A 23,633-nucleotide genomic window follows, 5' to 3' on the forward strand; every position below is an offset into this window, starting at 1 on the left:
GCGTCAACCCCGGCCGGCCGTCGGATCTCCGCCTGCCGCCTCGGCCGCGGCCAGTTCACGGGCGTAGTCCCTGATCAGCTCGTGGGGTGCGTAGTGGCCGTACGCGGTCTCCGCCAGGAGGGCTACGTCGACGAGGCGGTTCAGGGCTGCCCCGGCGCGGCGTTCGTCGGTCCCGGTGAGACGGGCGAGGAGCGGGGCGTCGTAACCGGGGAGGTCCAGGGTGCCGATGCGGCGCAGGGCGAGAGCCGCGTCGCGGTCGGTCTCGTGGACGGAGGTGTGCAGCGCGTCGTGGGCGCCGGCCAGGGAGCGGCGGACGCTCAGGTCGTCGTACTCCAGAAGCGGCAACCTGCTGTCGGCGGCGGCCAGTTGAACGGCGAGCACGTCCGGAGCGAGGGCCCGGCGGGCGGCGAGGCGGGCGGCGACGACGCGCAGGGCGAGCGGGAGGCGGCCGGTGAGTTCGACGAGGGGGTGGGCCGCGTCGAGGTCGTCCCGCCCGGACGCCGCACGCAGCAGCTCGGCGCTCTCCCCGCCGGTCAGAGGGGCGAGGGGGAAGCGGCGGGCGCCGTCGAGAGCGGTCAGCGGGGACCGGCTGGTGACGATCACGGCACAGCCCGGGCCCGCGGGAAGCAACGGCCGTATCTGCGCGGCACCTTGGGCGTCGTCCAGGACCAGCAGCGTGCGGGTCGGCGCGAGGAGTGAACGCAGTAACGCGGCTGCCGCGTCCGGGTGTTCGGGGATGCGGAGCGGATCGGCGCCGAGGTCGCGCAGCAGGGTGGTGAGGGCGTGGGCGGGGGTGAGCGGGGGCGCGGCGGAGGTGCGGCCGTGCAGGTCGACGTACAGCTGACCGTCCGGGAAGCGGCTCCGGAGCGCGTGGGCGACGTGCAGCGCCAGGGCACTCTTGCCCACTCCGGGCATGCCGTGGATCACGGCGACGGGGGCGGCAGCCGTGTCCTCGGGCCCGGGGTACGGCTTTGGGGCCAGCGTCCGGCGCAGATCGTCGGCGACGGAGGTGCGGCCGGTGAAGTGGGCAGGGGGTGGGGGCAGTTGGGCGGGCCGGGGGACGGGAGGCGGGGCGGATGCCCGCGCGGATCGCGGTACCGGCTCGGGGCGCGACGAGGCCGAGGCGGGGCGTGGCGCAGACTCGGGGCGCGGCGTCGACTGGGGCCTTGGTGAGGCCGAGGCGGGGCGCGACGTCGGCCCGGGTCGGAGTACCGGCTCGGGTCGCGACGAGGTCGACCCGGGTCGCGGCGTCGGCTCGGATTGCGGCACCGGCTCGGGTCGTGCCGAGGCGGACCCAGGTCGCGGGGCTGACGCGGGCCACGGCGATGCCGAAGCCGATCGCGGCGTCGGCTCGGGTCGCGACGAGGCCGAGGCGTGGCGTGGCGCAGACTCGGTGCGCGGCGCAGACTCGGGCCTTGGTGAGGCCGAGGCAGGGCGCAACGTCGGCCCAGGTCGGAGTACCGGCTCGGGTCGTGCCGAGGCGGACCCAGGTCGCGGCGTCGGCTCGGGTCGCTGTGTGGGAGTGGGGCGCGATGATGCCGACGCGGCTCGTGGTGTGAAGGGGGAAGCCGGTCGCGGGGCCGAGCCCGAGGTCGGTTGCGCGGGGACGTAGGGAACAGCCAGGCCGGTGGTCGTCGCAAGGTCGGCGGGCATCGCGAAGCCGCCCGGAACATCCGGATCACCCGAGGTCCCCGAAGTCCCCGAAGTTCCCGAAGTTCCCGAGGTTCCCGGACCCCTTCGGCGTCCCAGCCTCTCTGGGTCTCCCCACTCCTCCGGGGCTGCCGCACCCGCCGAGGTCCCGGGTCCTGCCAAGCTCTCTCGGTCCCTCTGGTCCGCCGGGCCTGCCGGAGCTCCCGGCCGCTCTCGGCCCGCCGGACGTGCCGAGGACCCCGAACCTCCCGAACCCGCCTGGTCCGCCAGAGGTCCCGGCCGCTCCCGGCCTGCCTGGCCTGCCTGGCTTGCCCGGCCTGCCCGGCCTGCCACAGTCCCCTGGGCTGCCGGGCCACCTGACGACTCCCTGGCTGCCAGGCCCGCCCGGCCTCCCGGACCTGCCGAGCCTCCCCGGTTCGCCGAGTCCGCGGAGGCCCTCAGGTCGGCCACGTCCGGCAGGTCTGGCAGGTCGGGGGCATTCGTCGGGCCCGCCGGCAGCCTCAGTACCTCCACATGGGCCGCCCGTACCGCCGCCCCCGGTTCCACGCCCAGTTCGTCGAGGAGGCGGTTGCGCAGATCGCGGTGGACGGCGAGGGATTCGGCTCGGCGGCCGGTGCGGTGGAGGGTGAGCATCAGTTGGCGGTGGTAGGACTCGCGCAGCGGGTGTTCGGCCGTCAGGGCCGTCAACTCCGGGACCAGGGAGGGGAGACCGGGGCCGCCGACGTACAACTCGGCGTCGTAGCGCCACTCCAGCAGGAGCAGGTGGGCCTCCGTCAGGCGCTGGGTGAACGCGTATCCGACGGTCTCGGGCGGGAGGCCGGTCAGCGGGGCGCCGCGCCACAGGGCGAGGGCGGACGCGCTCTCACCGAGGACGCGCTGCCAGTCCTGGTTGGCGTGGGCGGCCCGCGCCCGTTCGACGTGCGCCTGGAAGACGTGCACGTCCAACTCGCCCGGGCCGACCCGTAGGAGATACCCGGGCGTCACGGCGCGCAGCCGTCCCGGATCGTCCAGGAGCCGACGCAGCCGGGCCACATGGTTGTGCAGCGAGGCCTGCGCGGAGGCCGGCGGCGCCCCGCCCCACAGCGCGTCCTTGAGCGTCTCGACCGGGACGACCCGGCCGGGTTCGAGGAGCAGGGCGGCGAGCAGCGTCCGTACCTTGATGCTGCCGATCGGCTGGATTCCGTCCTCGGTAAGGGCGTTGGGGGCGTCGCCGTCGTACAGAACGGGCGCGCCCAGCAGTCCGAACCGCAGACCGCACCGCATGTTCTCGCCCCACTGCCTTCTCGTCCACCTACCGGACTCCCATGTTAGCGATCTGTTGGTGTGGCCTGATGTGATCACCTCAACGGAGCCGGTCCGAGGGCGCGCGCGTATGACGCGCAGCTCGGGGGAGTGTCGCCGTCGCGGCCGGGTCCGGGTACGCGCGAGGGCCCAGGTCGCCAGAGGTGACGACCAGGGCCCTCGTATCGCGTTCAGCGTGTCGTGTTCAGCGTTTCTCAGACCTTTTTTCGCAGGTCACAGGGCCACAAGGTCACAGTACGGGTGGGCGGCCCAGTCGGGTCAGTGTCCACACCGTTCGCCACCGCATCGGGCGGCGTTCGCCGGCCGGCTCGCGCAGGCCCTCCACGAAACCGCCGAACCAGGCCTTCAGCTCGCGCGTGGAGCCGCCGCGCAGGACGGTGATGGCGATCCAGACGCCCAGGTGCACCGGGATCAGCGGCAGCGGCAGCCGACGGCGGACCAGCCAGACCCGGTTGCGGGCGGTGACCCGGTGGTAGATGGCGTGCCGGGCGGGCGAGGTGCTGGGGTGGCGCAGCAGGAGACGCGGTTCGTAGAGGATCTTCCAGCCCGCGTCGACGGCACGCCAGGCGAGGTCGGTCTCCTCGTGGGCGAAGAAGAAGGCGGCGGGCCAGTCTCCGGTCTCGTCGAGCATCGCCATGCGCAGGGCGTGGCCGCCGCCGAGGAACTGGGTGACGTAGCCGCCGAGCATCGGGTCGCCCGCGCCGGGCCGGGGGACGTGCCGGCGTTGGGTGACGCCGTTCTCGTCGGCGATCCGGAAGCCGACGATGCCGAGCCGGGGGTCGGCGGCGTACAAGTCCCGTACGCGGGTGAGCACATCGGGGTCGATGAGCAGGCCGTCGTCGTCGAGGTCGACCACGACGTCGATGTCGCCGAACTCCCGCAGCCGGGCCAGGGCCACATTGCGGCCGCCCGGGCAGCCGAGGTTCTCGTCGACCTCGATGGTCGTCACCTCGCCGGAGAGGCCGGGGAGTTCGGGCAGTGGACAGCCGTTGCCGACGAGCACGATGCGGTCGGGGGCGAGGTCCTGCTTGGCGATCGACTCCAGCAGCGCGTTCAGCGCGGCGGGCCGGTTTCCCATGGTCACCACGGCCACCGCGATACGCGGCTCCACCGTCATGCCACCCACCAGACCCACCTCGTTCCGGCCGCCGACGTACACCATCGCGGTCGGATGCTATCTGTTTACAGTAAGGATGTATTAAGTACGCATTGAGTACGTCTCTTCTGCATAACACCCTACGGCTTTCCGTCGGCGCCGGGCCCCAGCCAGGTCCGCAGCGCCCACCACCAGTGCAGGGTGCCGGGCGGCCCGGACGATGCGCTGCCCGGCAGATCGTCCGTCAGGGACTCGCCGGTGAGCTGCTGAAGGCGGGCGAGGCGGTAGCGGACGGTGTTGGGGTGGGTGAACAGGGTGGCCGCGGTACGGTCGAGACGGCGGCCGTGATCGAGGAACGCCAGTGCGGTGACCGCGATCTGACGGTGGAAATCGTCCCCGGGGTCGAGGTTCGCCAGGAGGCGGGCGCTGAGCCAGGCGCCCAGGAGCGGCTGGTCGGCGAGGGCGATCTCGGCGGCCAGTTCGGTGAGTTCGTACACACCGTGGCGCCCGTACGGTCCCGCTCCCGGGGCCTGTGCCGCTGTCGCTCCTCCGTCGAGGTCCAGGGCGCGGACGCAGAGGGCGTACGCGGCCCGGAGGTCGTCCAGGGGCACGGCTGGTGAGACCACGACGAGCGCGCCGCCCCCTTCCTCCTCCCACTCCCCCTCCCTCTCCTCTTCTCCGTCCTCGATCGTCTCGCCCACCGGCAGTCGCGGATACAGGCCCACCAGTCGTCCGTCGAGCATGCCGAAGAGGCAGCCGCGCAGGGCGGCGAGGCGGTGGGCCAGCCGCCGGGTGCGGGCCGGGTCGCCGCCCGGGTCGGCGACCAGAAGATGGCGTACGGCGTCGTGGCGCAGCCCGGCACGCGCCAACTCCTCGGCGGCGGGCGCCGGTTCACCCTCTACGAGGAGCCGGTGCAGCAGTCGCGCCCGGGTCTCGCCCAGCGCGCGCGGCGTGTCCCACTCGGCCGTGCGGTACCCGTGGACGACATGCCGTTGCAGGGTGTCGCCGTACTCCTTGAGCCGCAGGACGACGGTGAGCAGCGCGGCGTCGGGCACCCCGGCCGCACGGCAGCGGTCGACGGTGATCTCGACGGTGCGGGTGAGGGCCGCCTGTACTCCGCGCAGTACGGCGGTCATCGGCACGCCCTGGCCGGCCCGGTCGGCGCCGAGCAGCAGAGCGGCGGCGAAGTCCTGGGTATCGGCGCCCTGTTCGTCGTCGTCCCTGTCACCGGGGTCGCGCTCACCAGGGTCGCCCAGCCAGGCGCCGGCCGCGTTGATCATCGCGGTGACGTGCCAGTGGGTTTCCGCCTCGGCGAGCCGGGCCACCTCGGGAGAGTGCTTACGGGCCGCGTGCACGAGTTCGCCCTGGACGTCCTTGTCGGCGGCCATGGCGCGCAGCACCTCGGCGACGGTCTCGCGCTCGGACTGCTCGGACCACTCGGACCGCTCGGGCCGTCCGGTGGGGTCGTTGACGTCGGTGAGGACCGTCATGGGGCTCTCCCTTCCACGTCGGCACGGTGTCGCCGGGGCACAACGGAGGGTCGCATGCGTTGGCTCCCGGCTACTACCGAACAGTCGTACCGACCTGATTCCCTGAGCGCTACCGACGGTAACCCCAGGCTCGCCACAAACACGCCCTTCTCACGGCCGCCCCACACGCCCGTGCACGCGCATCTGGTCCCGCATCGGTGTCTGCACCCGCACCCCGCACCCGCCGTACGTCTCTCCCGGAAGGCACCCCCATGGAGCACTTGACTGACCCGGTCAGCCGCCGCCGGGCGCTGACGCTGGCCGGCGGCGCGGTCGCCGCGACCGCCCTCACCCAGACGGGAACGGCCTTCGCCGCCTCGGCTGCGGCCACCTCTGCCGACGCGATCGTCGTGGGCCACGGACTGGCCGGGCTGGTCGCCACCGCCGAACTCGCGGCTGCGGGCCGCAAGGTGCTGCTGCTCGACCAGGAACCAGAGTCCAACCTCGGCGGCCAGGCCTTCTGGTCCTTCGGCGGGCTGTTCTTCGTCGACTCCGCCGAGCAGCGCCTGATGGGCGTCAAGGACTCGAAGGAACTGGCCTGGCAGGACTGGCAGGGCGCGGCCGGCTTCGACCGGGACATCGACAACCCGCTCGGCCAGGACCACTGGGGCTACAAGTGGGCCCAGGCGTACGTCGACTTCGCGTCCGGCGAGAAGCGGTCCTGGCTGGCCGGTCTCGGCATGCAGTGGTTCCCCTTCGTCGGCTGGGCGGAGCGCGGCGGCGGTCTCGCGGACGGCCACGGCAACTCCGTACCGCGCTTCCACGTCACCTGGGGCACGGGTCCCGCCGTAGTGGAACCGTTCGAGAAGAAGGTACGGGCGGCGGTGGCGGACGGGCTCGTCACGTTCAAGCACCGCCATCGCGTGGACGAGGTCATCCGGACGAACGGCGTCGTCACCGGCGTACGCGGCGCGGTTCTCGAAGCGAGCACCGCCGCGCGCGGCAAGGCCAGTTCACGGACGGTGGTCGGGAGCTTCGAGCTGAGCGCCGAGGTGGTGATCGTGACGTCCGGCGGTATCGGCGCCAACCACGATCTCGTACGGCAGAACTGGCCGGCCCGGCTGGGCACTGCGCCCAAGTCGATGATCACGGGTGTGCCCGCGCACGTGGACGGGCGGATGCTCGCGATCACCGAGAAGGCGGGCGCCCGGATCGTCAACCCGGACCGTATGTGGCACTACACGGAGGGGATCAAGAACTACGACCCGATCTGGGCCAACCACGGCATCCGTATCCTGCCCGGCCCGTCGTCGATGTGGTTCGACGCGACGGGCAAGCGGTTCTCCGCACCCGACATGCCGGGGTACGACACCCTCCACACCCTCAAGTCGATCACCGACACCGGTTACGACTACTCCTGGTTCGTGACGACCCAGAAGATCCTCGCGAAGGAGTTCGCGCTCTCCGGATCCGAACAGAACCCCGACCTCACCAACAAAGACATCTGGATGCTGCTCTCGCGCGCCTGGCAGACCCCGGAGCCGCTCGAACGGTTCAAGAAGTACGGCGAGGACTTCATCGTCTCCACGACACTCTCCGAGCTGGTCCGGGGCATGAACAAGCTGACCGGCACGAGCCTGATCGACCTGGCCTCGCTCCAGCGCCAGATCGAGGCCCGGGACCGGGAGATCGACAACGCGTACAGCAAGGACGCCCAGGTCATGGGCATCCGCAACGCCCTCTCCTACCCCGGCGACGTCCTCAGCCGCACGGCGTCGGCCCACAAGATCCTGGACTCCTCCGCCGGACCCCTGATCGCCGTACGGCTCAACATCCTCACCCGCAAGACGCTCGGCGGCCTCCAGACCGACCTGTCGGGCCGCGTCCTCGACGCCACCGGCACCCCGGTTCCCGGTCTGTACGCGGCCGGTGAGGTCGCGGGCTTCGGGGGCGGCGGGGTCCACGGGTACCGGTCGCTGGAGGGCACGTTCCTCGGCGGGTGCCTGTTCTCCGGACGCCAGGCGGGCAGGGCGGCGGCTGCGGCGACCGCCTGAGGGCTCGGCAATCCGGCGATCCTGAGATCCGGGCCCGACTTCGTTGTACGTCAGGCGAGTTCACGCATCCGCTTCGCGTGAACTCGCCCGGTCCGTGGCTTGCCCGCCGAACCCCGTGCCCCGTCAGGCCCGCAGAGGATTCGAGCGGGCCGCCGCCAGCAGGTACCAGGCGGTCGCGCCCGTGTGGCGGTACGGGTAGTAGCCGAAGCCGAATCCGGTGTCGAGGGGGCTGGTCGCCGAGACGACCCCGGCGCGCTCGGGGAGGCCCCGGCTGCCGACGGTCTGACCGGTGCCGAGAAGCTCCTGGGCGCGCTCGATGGAGGCGACCAGCCGGTGGGCGCGTGCCTCGTCGCCGTGTCCGGCGCGGTCCCGGAGGGCGAGGGCGAGGTGCGCGGTCCCTTCGAACCAGACGCCGTTGCGGTTGGGCCTGGGCTGGAACTCGGCGATGGGGGCGTCCTCGTTCGCCAGCAGACTCGCGGAGCTGAAGGTGACTCCCTCGTACGACTGTCCGGCGGGCACCGTGCTGTTGGTGCGGTCCGCCCGGTCCAGGACGGCCAGTTCGGTGGCGGCCCAGTCCAACGAGCCCGAGTAGCGGCGTGAGCCGAGGGCGAGGTGGGTCCAGGTCTGGGTGTCCTCGGGGATCGGGAACCTGTTGACGGTCACGCCGTCGTTGGTGCCCGTGTAGAAGAAGCCCCTGGACACCCCGCCCGATGCGCCGACCGAGGGTTCCCACATCTTCTCGACGAACGCCCGCGCCCGCGCCCGCCGTTGCCGCCACACCGGGTCCCCGGTGAGCAGGGCGAGCTGTCCGAAGAAGCCGACCAGGTCGGTGTTGTGCTCGGTCGAGCTGAACGGCAGTTTCGCGTTGGCGCCGTCGACCCCGAACTTGTAACCGCCGAGAGGCTGTTGGGTACTGGCGTTCACCTCGATCCAGGTGCCGATCCGTACGGCCGCGTCGAGGAAGCGGCGCTTCCCGGTACGGCGGGCCAGTGCGGCGAGCGCGATACCGGCCCAGGCCATGTCACCCACGGCGGTACCGGTGAACCCGAACTGGGTGCCGACGTTGGCGGTGCCGTCGGCCCGCACGAACCCGTCCGGCTGGGCGACCCCGTCGTAGAAGACGTACGGCCCGACGTTGTAGGCCTGCCGGAGCCTGCCGTCGTCGTACACGGGGTCGTGCGCCTGCGCGTACAGCAGGGCGTCCCCGAGGGCGACGGCCCGGCGGCGGCCCGTCTCGGTGCGTGCGGCGAGGTGGGCGAGTATCGCGAGGGCGTTGTCGTAGGTGAACGCCGTGCTGAACAGGCCCGCCTGGTCGGTGTAGCTCTGGGTGAGGCGGACGTCGCCGTGGTCGGGGTAGGCGTCCATGGCGGCGGCGAGGAAGGCGTGGGCGCGGCGCTCAGCGGAAGTCCCGTAGCCGGTGGAGGAGTTGGCCGCGCCCGCTACGCCTGAGCCCGCTGCCGTGAGCGCTGCGGCGCCGAGGCCTGCGGCGCCGATGAGCGTACGGCGGCTGAGCGCGGGGCCTGGCGCGCCTTCTCTGTCGGACCTGCCGTTCATGGATCTCCTCCACTGGTTTGAGAGCGCTCTCAAAAACGCGCGGGGGCTCATTCTGCTGGTGTGCCCAGGACGGGTCAACGCCCCTGACATGCATGCAGGTTGAACTGCCCGGCAGGGAAAGGAAACCCCGAGCCAGGAGGGTGGCCCGGGGTTTCGTCAGTGGGGGCGGTCGGCCGGTCAGGACATGGACGAGGCGTTGCGCAGCCGCGCGAACGACGTGTCCAGGCCCCGTTTCAGCAGCCGCGCCAGGGGTGCTTCCACGAACTTGTGCACCAGCCAGCTCAGTACGAGGAAGCCGGCGATCACGGACACGACCAGGAGCCGGGCGTCCATCGTGTCGCGCAGACGGTTGATGACCGTCGTACCGACGAGGTAGTGCATCAGATAGAACGGGTATGTCAACGCGCCTGCCGTGACCAGCCACTTCCAGCGGATGCGGTCGGTGTAGCCGAGCGAGATGGCGACCATGCCCAGCAGGAACACGGTGAAGATCAGCACGCTTCCGCGCCAGCTGGAGACCCGTTCGATCGTGTCTATGCGGTGCCCGAGTTCCAGTTGTCCCATCAGCCAGGCCATGCCGAGGATGCCCCAGAGCAACAGGTCCTGGCCGAAGCGGTACATGAGGTAGAGGGCGAGGCCCGCGATGAAGTACCAGGCACCCTCGGGGTTGATGATCAGCGTCGCCGGGCGGAAACCGGCGGCCGGGGCGATCATCGCGGCGGCGCCCCAGAGGCAGCAGAACACCACGACCTTGCGATACGTCAGCCCTGTGACGACAACAGCCATGAAGAGCAGGTAGAAGCGCAGCTCCGACCAGAGGGTCCAGTACACGCCGTCGACGTTCGAGACACGTGAACCGGACTGCAGCATCGTGAAGTTGAGCAGCACTTCGCGCGGCCGGTGCTGCTTCCACACACCGGGCATGGCGACGAGACATGCCGAGGTGAAGACGATGGCGAACCAGTACGCCGGATAGAGCCGGATCACCCGGGAGGTGAAGAACTGCCGTGGGGTACGCCCCCAGCACGACATACAGATGACGAACCCGCTGATCACGAAGAAGATCTCGACGCCGATCCAGCCGTACGCGGAGAACCGGAACCAGGTCGGCATGATGTCGGAGACCGGCCGGCCCCAGATCGCGTTGTCCGGCTGGTTGACCCGCCAGGTTCCGGCGTAGTGGTGGGCGGCCACGACCAGGGCGGCGAGCAGCCGGAGCCCGTCGATCGCGTAGAGCCGGCGGTCACCGCGCCCCGGGATGGCGGCGTGTCTGGCCGTCGTCCGGGTGGGATTCCTCGTCGCCCCGGCCGGCTTCGACTCGCGCTCGGTCGTGGCGAGCGGGAGAGGCTGCCGCGGTGACGGGATCACCTTCTGCATCCCGCCCGCGAGCCGCCCGCGCATCGGCGGCCCACTGTCCGCGCCGTGCATCGACACCTGATTTCCCCCATCGGAAAGCCCACCCACGTCCAACCACCCGCGCCCCGGAAACGGCGGCAGCGGCCGACAGCGGAACGGCGAGCGCTTGCCCGGCGGCAGTCACGGCAAACCCGCGAACACCGTAGAACCTCATGGTTCACGCACAGAGACTTCTGGGTCAGATCGAGGGTTGTAGAGCGGAAGGGGTCTGATTTCGACGGGATGTGGAGGCTTTTGTTCCTGTTGATCTTCGGTCGGGGTCACGTCGCCCTGTGGATCGTCGAAGGGGGCGGCTCGCCGACGGGACCAGGCCTGATCGCATTGGATGTGCAGACGGAAATGAGCAACTTCGCAGCGGTCGCCGACAGGGAGACGAAAGCGAGGTCGCCACCTGTGTCGCCATGGGCGGCCCAGCCGTACGCGACAGCAAGGACCGGATCGACCCGGCGAGGGCGCCGCCTGCCCGCCCTGGAGCAACGGGCCCGACTGGGCGCCCACCGGCCACGCGGTGACCACAGGCGCACGGCAACCTCAATAACAAGACTTTTGTTAAGATGACCTCATGGCCGCATACCCCGCCCCCGGCGAAGGCCCCGTCCGCCCGGTCTCCGTCTCTCTCCACGAGGGCACCATCGCCGCCCTCAAGGAGCGGACCGGCAAACGAGGCATGTCCGCCTACGTCGAAGCCCTCATCCAACGCCAGTTGGAACGGGACCGGCTGCGCGAACTCATCGAGGACGCCGAAGCCGAACACGGCCCCGTCGATCATGCCGCCGTCGAAGCCAAGCGGGCGCTGCTGCGTGGAACCTCAGCCGGCTCAGTGGACGCCGCGTGACGGGCACTCTCGTTCTGGACTGTGAGGGCCTGTCCAAACTCGTACGACCCACACCCGAACTCACCGAGTGGCTCGCCGCAGCCGAAGCCGAGGACATCCGCGTCGTCACCAGCTCGGTCACCCTCGTCGAGGCCCGCGATCCCGGGACCAGCCAGGCCCGATTCGACCACGCCGTCTCCCGCGTCAACATCGTCCCGCCCAGCGAGGTCATCGCCCGCCACGCGAGCAGACTCCTCGCCGCAGCGGGACTGCACGGGCACAAGTACGCCCTCGACGCGATCGTCGCCGCCACGGCACTCGCCTCACCGGCCCCGGTGACCGTCCTGACGTCGGACCCCGAGGACCTCGGGGTGTTGTGCGGGACGGGCGCCCGCGTGATCAAGGTCTGACTGTCGGCTCCACTACCTCTTACGCGTCCTCGAACGGTTCATCACTCCAGCGAAACCATGCCTGGCCGCCCTGAATGTGCAACAGGAACTCCGCGACGGGGCCTGACGGCGACACAAGGGTGAGCGTGCGGGCGATCCGGTCGTAGGCCCCCTCGAACCGGTCGTACTGCTCCGCCTCGACAAACGCGAGCGTCTCGACGAACCACGGCTCGACCTCAGCGAACCCCGGCTCGGGTACGAAACGGCCGCTCAGCCAGGGGAAGTCGGCGTCGTCGATCACGATCTCGCCGAGCACCCTGCCGTCTCGCTCCAGCCGCCAGACCTCGCCCTCAAATCCCACCTGTGCCCCCTCCGACCCCGAGAATCTGACCGCACCCTAAATCCCGCCACTGACAGCGGGCCAAAGTCGGCCGCTCTCCGATGCAGGTCACCACTCCTCCCCCGGTGCCTGCAGCACGTACGGGCGTACGACGTCGTCGGTCGTCGTCCAGTTCGGAGGACGGGGTGGGGGTGGCGACTGCCAGCAGTCCTCCTCGGGGAGGAGCAGGTCGGCCGGGTTCCTGCGTCGGTGCCGGCGTCGCCACCGGGCGTGGTGAGGGCTGGGCAGGGTCCAGACGTACGGGTCCGGGGTGCGTGGGGGCTGGGCTGCGGCGGGGATGGTTGGCGGACTCGGTGGACGGGGGCGGAGTACGGCGGCCAGCCTGGTGATCAGTCGTGCCGTCAGCCGGAACATGCGGGGGCGACTTCCGGCAGCGGGAATGTGGCCCAGGAGCACTTGGTGAACCGGCGCAGGTCGCATCCCCATTGCGCGGCGAGGGCCGAGATGACGGCCAACCCTCGCCCGTTCTCGTCCTGTTGGCCGGCGGTACGGGGTGCCGGGATCTTCTCCTTGTCGGGGTCGGAGACCTCCAGCAGCAGTTGGTTGCCTTGGAGGGTGAGGGTCACCTCGACCAGGGAGAAGGTCACTTCGCAGTGCCGTACGGAGTTGGTGACGAACTCCGTGGCCACGAGGGCGACATCGGCGGCGAGGTCGGTGGGCAGGCCCCAGTCGGCGAGGGCTTTGCGGACCTGGGCGCGGGCTTCGGGGACGTTTCTGGGGTGCTTGGGGATGCGGAAGGTGGTGGCTTGGTGGGGTTGGGGGCGGGGCTGGGGTGAGGTGGGTTCGGGCATGGCGGAGTACCCCCTGACGCTCGGTCACATGCACGCCGTGCAGCGGTGCAAGTGCACCGAGGCTAGACATCAGATCCCAACTCACGCAATGAGAACTTATGCACACGTGCATAAGATGCCACTATCGAGTGAAGCTGGCCTGCAAGTGCCCGTTGGACGGGCAGACTTGGCAACCCGCGAGGCCAGGAGATGGAGGCGACGACATGCCCGCAGGTGGGAAGCCGACCGTGCGCAGCAGACGGTTCGGCCGCAAGATGCAGCAGCACAGGGTCGGCGCCGGGTTCGATCAGGCGCAGGCGGCTGCCTTCATCTACGGATCGCGATCCAAGATCAGTCGCATGGAGGACGGCATCACCACCGCCAAACCCGCGGAGGTGCTCCTGCTCCTGGACAGGTACGGCGTCGGCGACGAGACGGAGCGCGAGCACCTTGTGTGGCTCGCGAAGAACAGCGGTCACCATGGCTGGTGGCTCGAACACGCCGCCCACCTGCGGCCGGACTACCTCGACCACATCGCGTTGGAGGACGACGCGACGTACATCAGGGAGTGGCAGCCGGTGCTGTTCCCCGGGCTCCTGCAAACTCCCGCGTATGCGGAAGCGGTCATCACGATGGGGCCCAACTTCGTTGCCCCCGAACGGGTCGTCCACCTGGTGAAGGCCCGGGAGGGCCGCCAGGCGAAGATCGGAGAGGGTGGAGCGACGTACACCGCCATCCTCTGGGAATCGGTCATCACGCAGCCTTTGGTGAACGTCGAGATCCACCGGGAGCAGCTGTCCGCGATCCTTGAGGCAGGCAAGCGGCAGAACGTGACGGTGCAGGTGCTGCCGCTCACCGCAGGGGTACTGGCGGGATCGACATCCGCCTTCTCTTCCTTCAGCTTCGATTCCGAACCGTCCGTCGAAGCGGTGACGTTGGACAACCTGAGGGGTACATCGGTCCTGGAGAGCGCGGAGGACCTGGCCGCTTACGCCAATGCGTTCGACCTACTACGATCGGCAGCACTGGCGCCGGACGCGACCGCGCGACTCATCCGGCGCGTACTGCGGACCACCAAGGAAGACACATCGTGACCGAGCCGATTGGCCCCTTCCGGAAGTCGTCGTACTCCGGACAGGAGAACAACTGCGTTGAGGTTGCCACCCGTGGCATAGGCGGCCGAGCCGTGCGCGACAGCAAGAACCAGGCCGACGGCCCACTGCTCACCTTCGCCCCGGGCGGCTGGCAGGCCTTCCTGGTCGGCGCCAAGACCGACGGCTTCGACCACTCCGCGCGGGGCTGACCCTCGTCTAAGGAAGACACAACGTGACCGAGGTTGTAGGCCCCTTCCGGAAGTCGTCGTTCTCCGGTGCGGAGAACAACTGCGTCGAGGTCGCCGACACCACCACCGGCGGCCGAGCCGTGCGCGACAGCAAGAACCAGGCCGACGGCCCACTGCTCACCTTCGCCCCGGGCGGCTGGCAGGCCTTCCTGGTCGGCGCCAAGGCCGACGACTTCGGCCGATCCACGCGAGGCTAGCGCCGTGAACAGCGGGTTCTCGACGCCCGCCTGGATGCGCTGAGGCCCTCCAGGTTAGCCCGCTCGACAGAAAGAGCCCTGCCGCATGTCGTCCGAACCCGGGAGTCCGCAGGGCCCCGAGTGGCAGACCGTCTGCCGTGTCTGTGGGTACGACGACGGTGTGGAGCCCTTCTGGGAGCAGGGCTGGCCCAACGAGGGTGCCATCTGCCCGTGCTGCGGCAACGAGCCCGATGTAAGCGACGTCAGCGTCACGGGGCTCCGCACCTATCGCGGTTACTGGCTCGGCCAGGGCGCCCCATGGTTCTCACCGGGTTCCCGGCCGAAGGACTGGGACCTGCTGGAGCAGGTGACCCGCATTCCGGCCGAGTGGCGCTGACCGCCCAGCCGGAAGCCGGAATGCGGGGCCGGTCTGCTGAGCCAACGGAACCGAGCGTCCGGGGCCTCGAAACGAACGGCACCCGGAAGAACCCGCACACCTCCACATGCGCTCACCGCCCACCCGTGATCGGATGCTGTCGTGGACCGGCAGCGGGCCGGCGACGAGAGCGCGGGCGAGGGTAAGGGCGAGAGCGAGGACCTGGGCGTGGAAGCGCCTGAGGGTGGTCCGGGGTTCTGGCACGTCTGGTCGGCGCGGGTGCGTGAGCTGCTGGGGCAGATCCTCGACGGGACGCCCGCCGCCATCGCCGTCCTCGACACCGAGCTGCGCTTCCGGTACGTCAACGCCACCCTCGCGCACATGAACGGCGTACCGGCCAAGGAACACATCGGGCGTACCGTCGCCGAGGTCGTTCCGGGCGTCGATCCCCGCGAGGACGTGCTGCGGGCCGTCATCGCCGACGGCATCCCGCGCGAGACGATCTCCAGCGGTCACACCCAGGCCGACTCCCCCCTGGAACGCCGCTACTGGCACGGCGCCTACCACCGGCTGAAGCAGGACGGCCGGACCCTGGGCATCGTCGGCATCGTGCTGGAGATCTCGGCCGCCCGGCAGGAGCAGCGCGAGCTGGAGCGGGCCCGTGAGCGCCTCGCCCTGCTCGACGAGGCCGCCACCCGTGTCGGTACCACCCTGGACATGGACACCACCTGCCAGGAGCTGGCCGAGTTCCTGGTGGCGAAGCTCGCCGACGCCGCCACCGTGAAGGTCCTCCCCGAGCACGGCACCAGTCGGACGCCCCGCGACGGATCGCTTCGGCTGCGCCGGGCGGCGCTGGCCGCTGTGCCCGAGCTGGAAGTGGTGATGCGGCCCCTGGGGCGGCCCGGCGAGTACGTCGACCATCAGCCCGGCTCGTCCGTCGTCCGCTGTCTGGAGGCCGGACGGCCGGTGATCGACAACCTGATGGACGAGCAGGACATCGGCCGCGCCGCCGCCCACACCGGCAACGTCGGCGCCTACCTGGCCGCCGGTATCCACTCCGCCCTGATCGTGCCGCTGACGGCCCGCGGCCACGACGTGGGCACCGTCACCATGGTCCGGGCGGGCGACTCGCCCCTGTTCGACGAGACCGACGCCGTGATCGCCCAGGACCTGGCCGGCCGGGCCGCCATCAGCCTCGACAACGCCCTCCGGTACACCGCCGAGCACAACGCCGTCGTCCAGTTGCAGCGCGCCCTGCTGGCCGAGCCGGGCCGGCCGCACCCGGACATCGATGTCGCCTACCGCTACCGGCCCGCCGGGCGGGGTGTGCTCGTCGGCGGGGACTGGTACGAGACCGTCGCCCTCGACGACGGACGTACGCTGCTGGCCCTCGGTGACGTGATGGGCCACGGTCTGGAGGCCGCCGTAGCGATGAGCCGCTACCAGGCCATGCTGCGCGTGGTCGCCGCCCGTGAACCCGGCCCCGACCGCATCCTGCTCGAACTCGACCACCTGCTGCACACCACCGCCGCCGACCGCCCCGCGACCTGCGTGATCGCCATCGCCGACCCCGGCAGGGGCATCTGCACCTACGCCAGCGCCGGACACCTCCCACCCGTCGTCTTCCGCCCCGACGGCCGGGCCACGCTCCTCCCCGTCCCGCCCGGACCGCCCCTGGGCACCGGCCACAGCCGCTACGTGTCCTTCACGGCCCCCTGCGAGCCGGGCCACACCCTCCTCCTCTACACCGACGGCCTGATCGAGCGCCGCCACGAGGACATCGACGCCTCCCTGCGCCGCCTCACCCGCATCCGTGGCTGCCCGGCCCCCGAGGACCTCCTCGACCTGGTCCTCGACCGGGTCGCCCCCGCCGACCCGGAGGACGACATCGCGCTGGTCGCCGCCAGGTACAACGGGGGCGGAAGCTAGAATTCCGGCCGGTCGACGAGGCCGACGAGCGGGAGCGGGGAAGTCATGACAGCGGACCGAACAGAACATGCGGCAGAACACGCGGCAGAACCTGCGGAGAAGGCCGAACGCTTCGAGGTGACCCGAGCCATAGCCGCACCCGCGACCCGGATATTCGACGTGCTGTGCGACCCCAACGGGCATGTGGCGATCGACAGTTCGGGCATGCTCCAGTCCGCCGACGGCGAGGCCGTGCGCGCGGCCGGAGACTCGTTCGTCGTACACATGGACCGCGAGGCGCTGAACGACCGGCCGATGGGCCGCTACGACGTCACCGTGGAGATCACCCGGTTCGAGCAGGACACGCTCATCGAGTGGACGCCGACCCACCCCGCCTTCCAGCCCTCCATCAACCACCGCTTCGGCTACCGGCTCCGCCCCACCGCGGACGGCACCGAGGTGACCTCGTACTACGACTGGAGCCTCATCCACGAGCGGTACCGGGCCGCCGGGATCTTCCCCATCCTCCAGGAGTCCGCGCTGCGCGCCACGCTGGGGATTCTCGCCCGGACGGTCGAGCGGGAGGTCTGACAAGTACGGAAGGTTGACCAGTACCTGACGTGATGCCTGTGGGGCCGCTGTTAGTCTCGTGACCGTTGTCATGGGGGGACAGCCGGGGGGCTGGACCATCTCTTTCCGTCCAGCCGCTGTCCAGGAGACCCGCATTGGCCCGTCGCCGCCGTACCGCTGCCGCTTCCCGTGGCCTCATAGCCGCGCTCGCGGTTCTCACCGTGACCGCCGGTCCCGGCCCGCTCTCCGTCCCGGCGGGCGCGGAGACCACCGCCGCCGCAGGCGGCGCGGACACCGTCTTCCAGTCGGACCGGTACGTCCCGCGCCACGACCGCCTGTACTCCGCCGGTCCGAGCGGCTACCTCCACGCGCAGGAAGGCCGGTCCGGCTACCTCTGGACCTCGTACGGCACCGGTACGACCACTGAGCTGGGCGAACTGCCCCGGGTGGAGTCGGCCGCGTACCTCGGCTCGTCGTCCGACACCGTGACCGACGTCGTCTCGTCGGCCGAGAAGGTCGTCCTGCGGGACATGGCCGCCGGTACCAGCACCGACGTCGCGATCACCCACGGCACGTACTGGGGCACGTACGGCAGACACGTACTGGCCCAGGCCCGGGACACGGCCGGCAACCGGATGCTGTGGCTGTACGGAGACGGGGCGCCCGCCGAAGGCACGACGGTCGACGGCTGGCCCACCGGAATCACCGCCAACTTCACCGTCCTGGGCGGCGACAGCGGCACCGCTGTCATCAGCTACGCCCTCGCCGGCCAACGGCACCTGGCGCTGGTGGACCTGGCCGCCGCGAAAGTCACCGGTGACGTGGTGGTGTCCGCCGCTCCGACGGCCGTAGCGCTGAGCGCGGACCGGCTGGTGTGGTACGCCACCGTCACCACCGCCCACGTTCTGGACCGCGCCGACCTCTCGGCCGCCGAGACGACGGTGCCCCTGCCCGGCACCGGAGGCAACCCCTATGTGGGCATCGCCGGCCGCTGGCTGGTGGTCGCCCGTTCCGCGCCGGCTTCCAGCGACCTGGGCGACGTGTCCGGCCGACCGCTCATGGCCGTTCCGCTGGCGGGCGGCGACGCGCTCACCCTCCTCCGGCACGCGAACACGTCGGTCACCCCGACGCCCGACGGCGGCCTCCTGGTCGCGGGCGGCACCGACTCCGCGCACTGGGCGGTACGGAAGCTCTCCGACACGGGGGCAGGGACACCGACGCTGACGGAGGTGACCGCCGTTCCGCCGGTGGCCGCGGAGATCGACCGGCTGTCGCTGCAGAACGGCAACCTGGCCACCGACGAGGCCGACAGCAGCGCCTACCCGAGCTTCTTCACCCGGCGGATCTCGACGACGGGTACGTCCTATTCGGCGGGCCCGCGGACCTGGCACATGTTCAGCACCTATGGGAGGACGGGCCCGTACTCCACCGGGGACGGGCGCACGCTGGTGGTCCACCCCGACTCCGCCCCCGACGGGCCGGGCTCGTCGGTCCAGTCCCTCGACGCCACCGACAGCGCGGGATTCTTCTTCCCCTCGACCGCCGGAACCGTCCTCGACGCCACCGGCCGCTACGCGATCGTCAACGGCACCTCCCCCGCCAAGCAGTACGTCGGCGACCTCGGCGTCTACACCGACCTCAAGCCCATCCTCACCCGCTCCGTCACCGCCGCCTCCGTCTGGGGAGCCACGCTGTGGACCCCGGGCACCGCCAAGGGTGTCGTCAACGCGCGGGACGTGCGGACCAACAAGACCACCGACACCGTGAACACCGGCGCCCCCTGCACGCCCAAGGAACTCCAGGCCGTGGGCCGCTGGCTCTACTGGTCCTGCGGCCCGACCGCCTCGGCCGGCGTCTGGGACCGTACGACGAAGAAGAACATCCCGGTGCCGTCCGGCGAGGCGCTCCTCGGCGACGGCTATCTCGTACGCCACGACACCTCGGCCGGAGCCCTTCTCCTCACCGACTTCGCCGACGGCAGCGCGGCCACCCGGAAGATCGGCGACCTGGCGGCTGGCAACTCCAGTCTGCGTGGGGCGACTTGGACCGTCGACAAGTTCGGCGGCCCGGCGGCCTACGTCGACGCGGACCGGCGGATCCACCTGGTGCCCAGCGGGGTCGCGCCCCAGCCGCTCGGCCTCGTCGAGTCCGAGGCGACCGACAACAAGCACGAGGGCGACGGGGACACCAACCCGTGGTGGCAGTGGCGCGGAGTGTTGAGCAGGCCCGCCGCCTCCTGGAAGGCCACGATCACCAGCAGGGCCACCGGTGCCCTGATCCGTACGTACACCGGCGGCGAGGCGGACAGCGCGCCGACGGTCCGCTGGAACCTGCGCGACAGCGCGGGCGTGCTGGTGCCCAACGGCGCCTACACGTTCAAGCTGACGGCCCCGCCGGCCGACGGCTCCGGAGCGGCGCTGACGATGTCACGCACGGTGAACATCTCCACCGCTGTCCCCGTCCGCCACGACTACATCAACAACTCCTGGGAGCCCGACGGCATCGGCGACGTCGTCGGCCTCAAGCCGTCCGGTGTCATCAGCTACATCCCGGGCAACGGCAAGGGCGCGTTCGGCACCACCATGTCGGCCTCGGGCTGGCCCTCGACGGTGACCCTGGTCCCGTTCGGCGACCTGAACGGCGACCGCGACAACGACATCCTCGTCCGCTACACCAGCGGTGAACTGCGCGCCTACCGGACCGGACACGCGCGGACCTTCACCACCAGCACCTCGTACACCTCGTTCGGCAAGGGCTGGAACCAGTACAACCTGCTGACCTACCCGGGCGACATCACCGGCGACGGCCGCCCCGACCTGATCGCACGCAAGGCGTCCACCGGCGAGGTGTTCCTCTACAAGGGGGCCGGCGGGAACAGGCTGGCGGCACGCGTCCGCATCGCCGCGAACTGGTCGGGCTACAAGAAGATCGTGGGCGTCGGCGACCTCAACGGCGACGGCCACGGCGACCTGCTGGCCCAGGACACGTCCAACACCCTCTGGCGGTACGAGGGGACCGGCACCGGCGGCTTCAGCGCGCGGGTGAAGGTCGCCGCCGACTGGGGCTCGAACTACAACGCCGTCATCGGCATCGGCGACATCACCGGCGATGCCAGGTCGGACATCGTCTCCCGGGACACGGCCGGCAACGTGTGGCGCAACTCCGGCAACGGCAAGGGGTCGTTCGGGCCCCGTACGAGGATCGCGACGGGCTGGCAGGCGTACAAGGGCCTTTACTGAGACGCGGGGCCCCGCTGCTGCGACGCGGTCGCGGTCACCCGCTGACGCGGAGAAATGCCTTCCGAACGAGGACGGCGGAGACCTTGGACAGGTCTCCGCCGTCCTCGTCGGAAGGCACTTTCGCGGGCCCGGTCCTGACCGGGAAGCGCGGGCTAGCGGAGGCGCCCGCCTCGCTGGTCCGCGAGCCGATGGACCGCCGCGACCAGCGTGTCCACCTCCTCGTGCGTGTTGTAGAAGGCGAACGACGGCCGGACGGTGGCCTCCACGCCGTACCTGCGCAGGATCGGCTGCGCGCAGTGGTGGCCCGAACGCACCGCGATGCCCTCCTCGTTGAGCGCCGTGCCCACCTCGGCGGGTTCGTAGCCGTCCAGTACGAACGACACGATGCTCGCCTTGTGCGGGGCCGTGCCGATCAGCCGGAGCCCGGGCACCCCGCACAGGCCCTCGGTGGCGTGCTCGACCAGGGTGTGTTCGTAGGCGCCGATGTTGGGCAGGCCGATGCGCTCGACGTAGTCGATGGCCGCGGCCAGCCCCACCGCGTCGGCGATGTTTCCGGTGCCCGCCTCGAAGCGGTTCGGCGGCGGTTGATAGACGGCCCGCTCGAAGGTGACGTCGGCGATCATGTTGCCGCCGCCCTCCCACGGAGGCATGTCCTCCAGGATCTCCCGCTTGGCGTAGAGCACCCCGATCCCGGTCGGCCCGAACAGCTTGTGCCCGGAGAAGACCAGGAAGTCCGCGTCCAGCGCCCTGACATCGATCGGCAGATGCGGGATCGACTGCGCCGCGTCGACCAGCACACGTGCCCCGGCCCGGTGCCCGAGCTCGATGATCTTCTCGACCGGTACGACGGTGCCGAGCGCGTTGGACATCTGGGTGACCGCGACCAGCTTGGTGCGATCGGACAGCAGGTCGGTGTACGCGTCGAGCAGGAGCTGCCCGGAGTCGTCGACCGGGATCACCTTGATCACGGCGCCGGTCTGCTGCGCCAGCATCTGCCAGGGCACGATGTTGGCGTGGTGCTCCAGGTAGGAGATGACGATCTCGTCACCGGCCCGGAGGTTCTTGGGCCCCCATGCCTTGGCGACCAGGTTGATCGCCTCGGTGGTGCCCCGGACGAACACGATCTCCTCGGCGGAGCCCGCCCCGATGAACCGGGCGACGGTCTTCCTGGCACCCTCGTAGGCATCCGTCGCCCGGGCGGCCAGCTCGTGCGCCGCCCGGTGGATGTTGGAGTTCTCCCGCGAGTAGAACTCGACGAGCCGGTCGATCACCGCCTGCGGCTTCTGTGTGGTCGCGGCGTTGTCCAGCCAGATCAGCGGACGGCCGTTGACCAGCTCGGACAGGATCGGGAAGTCCCGGCGGACCGCCCGCACGTCGAACGCCGGATGCTGGTCGAGCGGCAGCCCCACCGGTGCGCCGGGTGCGCCCGGTACGCCGGGTGCGCTGCCCTCCTGGACGAAGTAGTACGGCGCGGTCGTCGCCGTCGGTGCCGCGGGATCGGGCAGGGGTGGCAGCCCCAGATGCCCGAAGCCGGGAAGCCCCGGCGCCTCGGCGGGGAACCCGGGGGCCTCATTGAGGAAGTAGAACTGCCCGGGGCCCGCGAGCTGGGCCGGTGCGGACATCGGTGCGGCGGCCGGCGGCCCGGGTGCCACCGGCGTCACCGGCAGGGCAGGCAGCCCCGGGGTGGGTCCGGCAAGGCCGGGCGCACTCGCCGCGTAGGCGGCGGGGGCGCTGGTCGGCGGTGGCCCGGCCGGCGGGCTCATCCCCGCGGTCGGCGCCCCAGGCGGCGGATCCGCGGCCGGCAGACCGGCCGGTACCGGCCACCCCGACGAGCCGTCGGGCCCGGAAGCCCGCGTGCCCGCCGACGAACCGTCGCGCACCGGAACCCGGCCGGCTCCCGACGTCCCGCCGAGGGCCGGAGCCCGAGTGCCCGTCGGCGGGACGTCGGGAACCGAAGACCGCGTGCCCGCCGACGGACCGCCCGACGAACCCTCAGGCACCGGAACCTGTGAGCTCGTCGGCAGGCCGTCGAAGACCGGGGCCTCTGCGTCCGGCGACTGCCCGGGGAGAGCTCGGAAGAACTCCCCGGCCAGCCGGTTCAGCGTCGCCTCGTCCGGCAGCCACGCCGGGGCGGCTTCGTTACCGGTAGCTGGGGGCGTAGTCATGGAACTTGTCCACCTCGACGTCGTCGAGCACGGCGAGCGCGTCCTCGGTGAGCACCGCGAGCGAGCAGTACAGGGAGACCAGGTAGGAGGCGATGGCACTGCGGTCGATCTGCATGAAGCGCACCGACAGCCCCATCCCCTGCTCGCCCGCGAGCCCGGGCTGGAACAGTCCGACCACGCCCTGGCGCGACTCACCGGTGCGCAGCAGCAGGAACTTGGTCTTCCCGTTCTCCAGCGGGACCTTGTCCGAGGGGATGATCGGCAGCCCGCGCCAGGTCAGGAACTGCGAGCCGAACATGCTCACCGTGGCCGGCGGAACACCGCGCCGGGTGCACTCCCTGCCGAACGCGGCGATCCCCTCCGGGTGGGTGAGGAAGAAGGCCGGCTGCTTCCACACCTTCGTGATCAGGGCGTCCAGGTCGTCCGGCGTGGGCGGCCCCGTCAGCGTGGAGATGCGTTGCGTGGGCGCCACGCTGCTCAGCATCCCGTACTCCGGGCTGTTGATCAGCTCGCCCTCCTGGTGCTCCTTCACCGCCTCGATGGTCAGCCGCAGCTGCTGTGCGGTCTGGTCGTGCGGGCTGGAGTACAGGTCGGCGATCCGGGTGTGCAGGTCCAGGACCGTCTGGACGGCCTTGAGCCGGTACTCCCGGGGCTCCTGCGAGTAGTCGACGAAGGTGTCGGGGAGCGGCGACTCGTCATTGGTGTCGCACTCGATCTGCACCGACTCGGGGTGAACGACCCTGTTCACCCGGTAGATGCCTGCCTCGACCGGCACCCAGGACATCAGGTGCGTCAGCCAGCGAGGCGTGATGGAGGCCATCTGCGGAACGGTCTTGGTGGCGTTCGCCAGGGTCCGCGCCGCGTTGTCGCTCACCGACATCGATCGCGACGGTGGATTCACAGCCGTGGTCATTCCGGCATCTCCTTTCCGCGCCCGAGAGAC

20 protein-coding genes are annotated in these 23,633 nt (G+C 70.7%); 10 read left to right on the forward strand and 10 right to left on the reverse strand.

Annotation, left to right across the window (positions count from 1 at the left end):
* Window positions 1-3: 3 nt before the first annotated feature.
* The 3 genes from OHN74_RS18250 to OHN74_RS18260 all read right to left on the reverse strand — a co-directional run bounded on the left by OHN74_RS18250 (window position 4) and on the right by OHN74_RS18260 (window position 5,538).
* Window positions 4-2,913, reverse strand: coding sequence for a BTAD domain-containing putative transcriptional regulator (locus tag OHN74_RS18250; RefSeq protein ID WP_327695608.1), 2,910 nt, complete (start codon window positions 2,911-2,913; stop codon window positions 4-6).
* Between the two features lie 268 nt (window positions 2,914-3,181).
* Window positions 3,182-4,114 carry a glycosyltransferase family 2 protein gene (locus OHN74_RS18255; RefSeq protein ID WP_327695609.1) on the reverse strand — a complete coding sequence of 311 codons (933 nt, stop codon included), beginning with the start codon at window positions 4,112-4,114 and terminating at the stop codon, window positions 3,182-3,184.
* A gap of 74 nt (window positions 4,115-4,188) precedes the next feature.
* Window positions 4,189-5,538 carry a PucR family transcriptional regulator gene (locus OHN74_RS18260; RefSeq protein ID WP_327695610.1) on the reverse strand — a complete coding sequence of 450 codons (1,350 nt, stop codon included), beginning with the start codon at window positions 5,536-5,538 and terminating at the stop codon, window positions 4,189-4,191.
* A gap of 251 nt (window positions 5,539-5,789) precedes the next feature.
* Here OHN74_RS18260 and OHN74_RS18265 point away from each other — a divergent pair, with 251 nt between their 5' ends.
* Window positions 5,790-7,571 carry an FAD-binding dehydrogenase gene (locus tag OHN74_RS18265; protein ID WP_327695611.1) on the forward strand — a complete coding sequence of 594 codons (1,782 nt, stop codon included), beginning with the start codon at window positions 5,790-5,792 and terminating at the stop codon, window positions 7,569-7,571.
* Between the two features lie 123 nt (window positions 7,572-7,694).
* Here the strand turns inward: OHN74_RS18265 and OHN74_RS18270 are convergent, their stop codons facing one another.
* On the reverse strand, window positions 7,695-9,125 hold the full coding sequence (locus OHN74_RS18270; RefSeq protein ID WP_327695612.1) for a Tat pathway signal sequence domain protein: 1,431 nt from the start codon (window positions 9,123-9,125) through the stop codon (window positions 7,695-7,697).
* Window positions 9,126-9,302: 177 nt separating this feature from the next.
* Complete coding sequence (locus OHN74_RS18275) at window positions 9,303-10,559, reverse strand: acyltransferase family protein (RefSeq protein WP_327695613.1); 1,257 nt, start codon at window positions 10,557-10,559, stop codon at window positions 9,303-9,305.
* Between the two features lie 544 nt (window positions 10,560-11,103).
* On the opposite strand from OHN74_RS18275, the gene OHN74_RS18280 reads away from it, so the two are divergent.
* Window positions 11,104-11,376 (forward strand): hypothetical protein, encoded by a 273-nt coding sequence (locus tag OHN74_RS18280; protein WP_327695614.1) that lies wholly within the window; start codon window positions 11,104-11,106, stop codon window positions 11,374-11,376.
* On the forward strand, window positions 11,373-11,765 hold the full coding sequence (locus OHN74_RS18285) for a type II toxin-antitoxin system VapC family toxin (protein WP_327695615.1): 393 nt from the start codon (window positions 11,373-11,375) through the stop codon (window positions 11,763-11,765). The genes OHN74_RS18280 and OHN74_RS18285 overlap by 4 nt, the downstream gene beginning before the upstream one ends.
* A gap of 19 nt (window positions 11,766-11,784) precedes the next feature.
* Here the strand turns inward: OHN74_RS18285 and OHN74_RS18290 are convergent, their stop codons facing one another.
* The 3 genes from OHN74_RS18290 to OHN74_RS18300 all read right to left on the reverse strand — a co-directional run bounded on the left by OHN74_RS18290 (window position 11,785) and on the right by OHN74_RS18300 (window position 12,935).
* A complete protein-coding gene (locus OHN74_RS18290; protein ID WP_327695616.1) occupies window positions 11,785-12,105 on the reverse strand; it encodes a hypothetical protein in 321 nt (106 codons plus the stop codon).
* A gap of 87 nt (window positions 12,106-12,192) precedes the next feature.
* The gene (locus OHN74_RS18295; RefSeq protein WP_327695617.1) at window positions 12,193-12,498 is read right to left on the reverse strand and encodes a hypothetical protein; all 306 of its coding nucleotides are present in this window, start codon (window positions 12,496-12,498) and stop codon (window positions 12,193-12,195) included.
* Window positions 12,486-12,935 carry an ATP-binding protein gene (locus OHN74_RS18300; RefSeq protein ID WP_327695618.1) on the reverse strand — a complete coding sequence of 150 codons (450 nt, stop codon included), beginning with the start codon at window positions 12,933-12,935 and terminating at the stop codon, window positions 12,486-12,488. The genes OHN74_RS18295 and OHN74_RS18300 overlap by 13 nt, the downstream gene beginning before the upstream one ends.
* 203 nt (window positions 12,936-13,138) lie before the next feature.
* Between OHN74_RS18300 and OHN74_RS18305 the strand changes: the two genes are divergently transcribed.
* The 7 genes from OHN74_RS18305 (at window position 13,139) to OHN74_RS18335 (ending at window position 20,525) form a co-directional block, all read left to right on the forward strand.
* Window positions 13,139-14,008, forward strand: a complete 870-nt coding sequence (locus tag OHN74_RS18305; protein WP_327695619.1) for a helix-turn-helix domain-containing protein — start codon at window positions 13,139-13,141, stop codon at window positions 14,006-14,008.
* Window positions 14,005-14,217: a DUF397 domain-containing protein gene (locus tag OHN74_RS18310; RefSeq protein WP_327695620.1), complete on the forward strand. Its 213-nt coding sequence runs from the start codon at window positions 14,005-14,007 to the stop codon at window positions 14,215-14,217. The genes OHN74_RS18305 and OHN74_RS18310 overlap by 4 nt, the downstream gene beginning before the upstream one ends.
* Window positions 14,218-14,240: 23 nt before the next feature.
* The gene (locus tag OHN74_RS18315; RefSeq protein ID WP_327695621.1) at window positions 14,241-14,453 is read left to right on the forward strand and encodes a DUF397 domain-containing protein; all 213 of its coding nucleotides are present in this window, start codon (window positions 14,241-14,243) and stop codon (window positions 14,451-14,453) included.
* Between the two features lie 85 nt (window positions 14,454-14,538).
* Window positions 14,539-14,829: a hypothetical protein gene (locus OHN74_RS18320; RefSeq protein ID WP_327695622.1), complete on the forward strand. Its 291-nt coding sequence runs from the start codon at window positions 14,539-14,541 to the stop codon at window positions 14,827-14,829.
* A 141-nt stretch (window positions 14,830-14,970) separates the two neighbouring features.
* Entirely contained in the window at window positions 14,971-16,737 is a 1,767-nt protein-coding gene (locus OHN74_RS18325; RefSeq protein ID WP_327695623.1) for a SpoIIE family protein phosphatase, read from the forward strand.
* Between the two features lie 45 nt (window positions 16,738-16,782).
* Window positions 16,783-17,307: an SRPBCC family protein gene (locus OHN74_RS18330; protein ID WP_327695624.1), complete on the forward strand. Its 525-nt coding sequence runs from the start codon at window positions 16,783-16,785 to the stop codon at window positions 17,305-17,307.
* A 134-nt stretch (window positions 17,308-17,441) separates the two neighbouring features.
* Entirely contained in the window at window positions 17,442-20,525 is a 3,084-nt protein-coding gene (locus tag OHN74_RS18335; protein ID WP_327695625.1) for an FG-GAP-like repeat-containing protein, read from the forward strand.
* A gap of 152 nt (window positions 20,526-20,677) precedes the next feature.
* Here the strand turns inward: OHN74_RS18335 and OHN74_RS18340 are convergent, their stop codons facing one another.
* Together OHN74_RS18340 and OHN74_RS18345 are read right to left on the reverse strand one after the other, a co-directional pair.
* Window positions 20,678-22,690, reverse strand: coding sequence for a family 2A encapsulin nanocompartment cargo protein cysteine desulfurase (locus OHN74_RS18340; protein WP_327695626.1), 2,013 nt, complete (start codon window positions 22,688-22,690; stop codon window positions 20,678-20,680).
* Window positions 22,665-23,603 (reverse strand): family 2A encapsulin nanocompartment shell protein, encoded by a 939-nt coding sequence (locus tag OHN74_RS18345; protein WP_327695627.1) that lies wholly within the window; start codon window positions 23,601-23,603, stop codon window positions 22,665-22,667. The genes OHN74_RS18340 and OHN74_RS18345 overlap by 26 nt, the downstream gene beginning before the upstream one ends.
* Window positions 23,604-23,633 lie beyond the last annotated feature (30 nt).

It is taken from the genome of Streptomyces sp. NBC_00459, from assembly GCF_036013955.1.
Lineage (GTDB): Bacteria > Actinomycetota > Actinomycetes > Streptomycetales > Streptomycetaceae > Streptomyces.

Coding starts and splice junctions, on each gene's coding strand:
- OHN74_RS18250 (WP_327695608.1), bottom strand. CDS start 2,913: ATGCGGTGCGGTCTGCGGTTCGGACTGCTGGGCGCGCCCGTTCTGTAC.
- OHN74_RS18255 (WP_327695609.1), bottom strand. CDS start 4,114: ATGGTGTACGTCGGCGGCCGGAACGAGGTGGGTCTGGTGGGTGGCATG.
- OHN74_RS18260 (WP_327695610.1), bottom strand. CDS start 5,538: ATGACGGTCCTCACCGACGTCAACGACCCCACCGGACGGCCCGAGCGG.
- OHN74_RS18265 (WP_327695611.1), top strand. CDS start 5,790: ATGGAGCACTTGACTGACCCGGTCAGCCGCCGCCGGGCGCTGACGCTG.
- OHN74_RS18270 (WP_327695612.1), bottom strand. CDS start 9,125: ATGAACGGCAGGTCCGACAGAGAAGGCGCGCCAGGCCCCGCGCTCAGC.
- OHN74_RS18280 (WP_327695614.1), top strand. CDS start 11,104: ATGGCCGCATACCCCGCCCCCGGCGAAGGCCCCGTCCGCCCGGTCTCC.
- OHN74_RS18295 (WP_327695617.1), bottom strand. CDS start 12,498: ATGTTCCGGCTGACGGCACGACTGATCACCAGGCTGGCCGCCGTACTC.
- OHN74_RS18300 (WP_327695618.1), bottom strand. CDS start 12,935: ATGCCCGAACCCACCTCACCCCAGCCCCGCCCCCAACCCCACCAAGCC.
- OHN74_RS18305 (WP_327695619.1), top strand. CDS start 13,139: ATGCCCGCAGGTGGGAAGCCGACCGTGCGCAGCAGACGGTTCGGCCGC.
- OHN74_RS18320 (WP_327695622.1), top strand. CDS start 14,539: ATGTCGTCCGAACCCGGGAGTCCGCAGGGCCCCGAGTGGCAGACCGTC.
- OHN74_RS18330 (WP_327695624.1), top strand. CDS start 16,783: ATGACAGCGGACCGAACAGAACATGCGGCAGAACACGCGGCAGAACCT.
- OHN74_RS18340 (WP_327695626.1), bottom strand. CDS start 22,690: ATGACTACGCCCCCAGCTACCGGTAACGAAGCCGCCCCGGCGTGGCTG.
- OHN74_RS18345 (WP_327695627.1), bottom strand. CDS start 23,603: ATGACCACGGCTGTGAATCCACCGTCGCGATCGATGTCGGTGAGCGAC.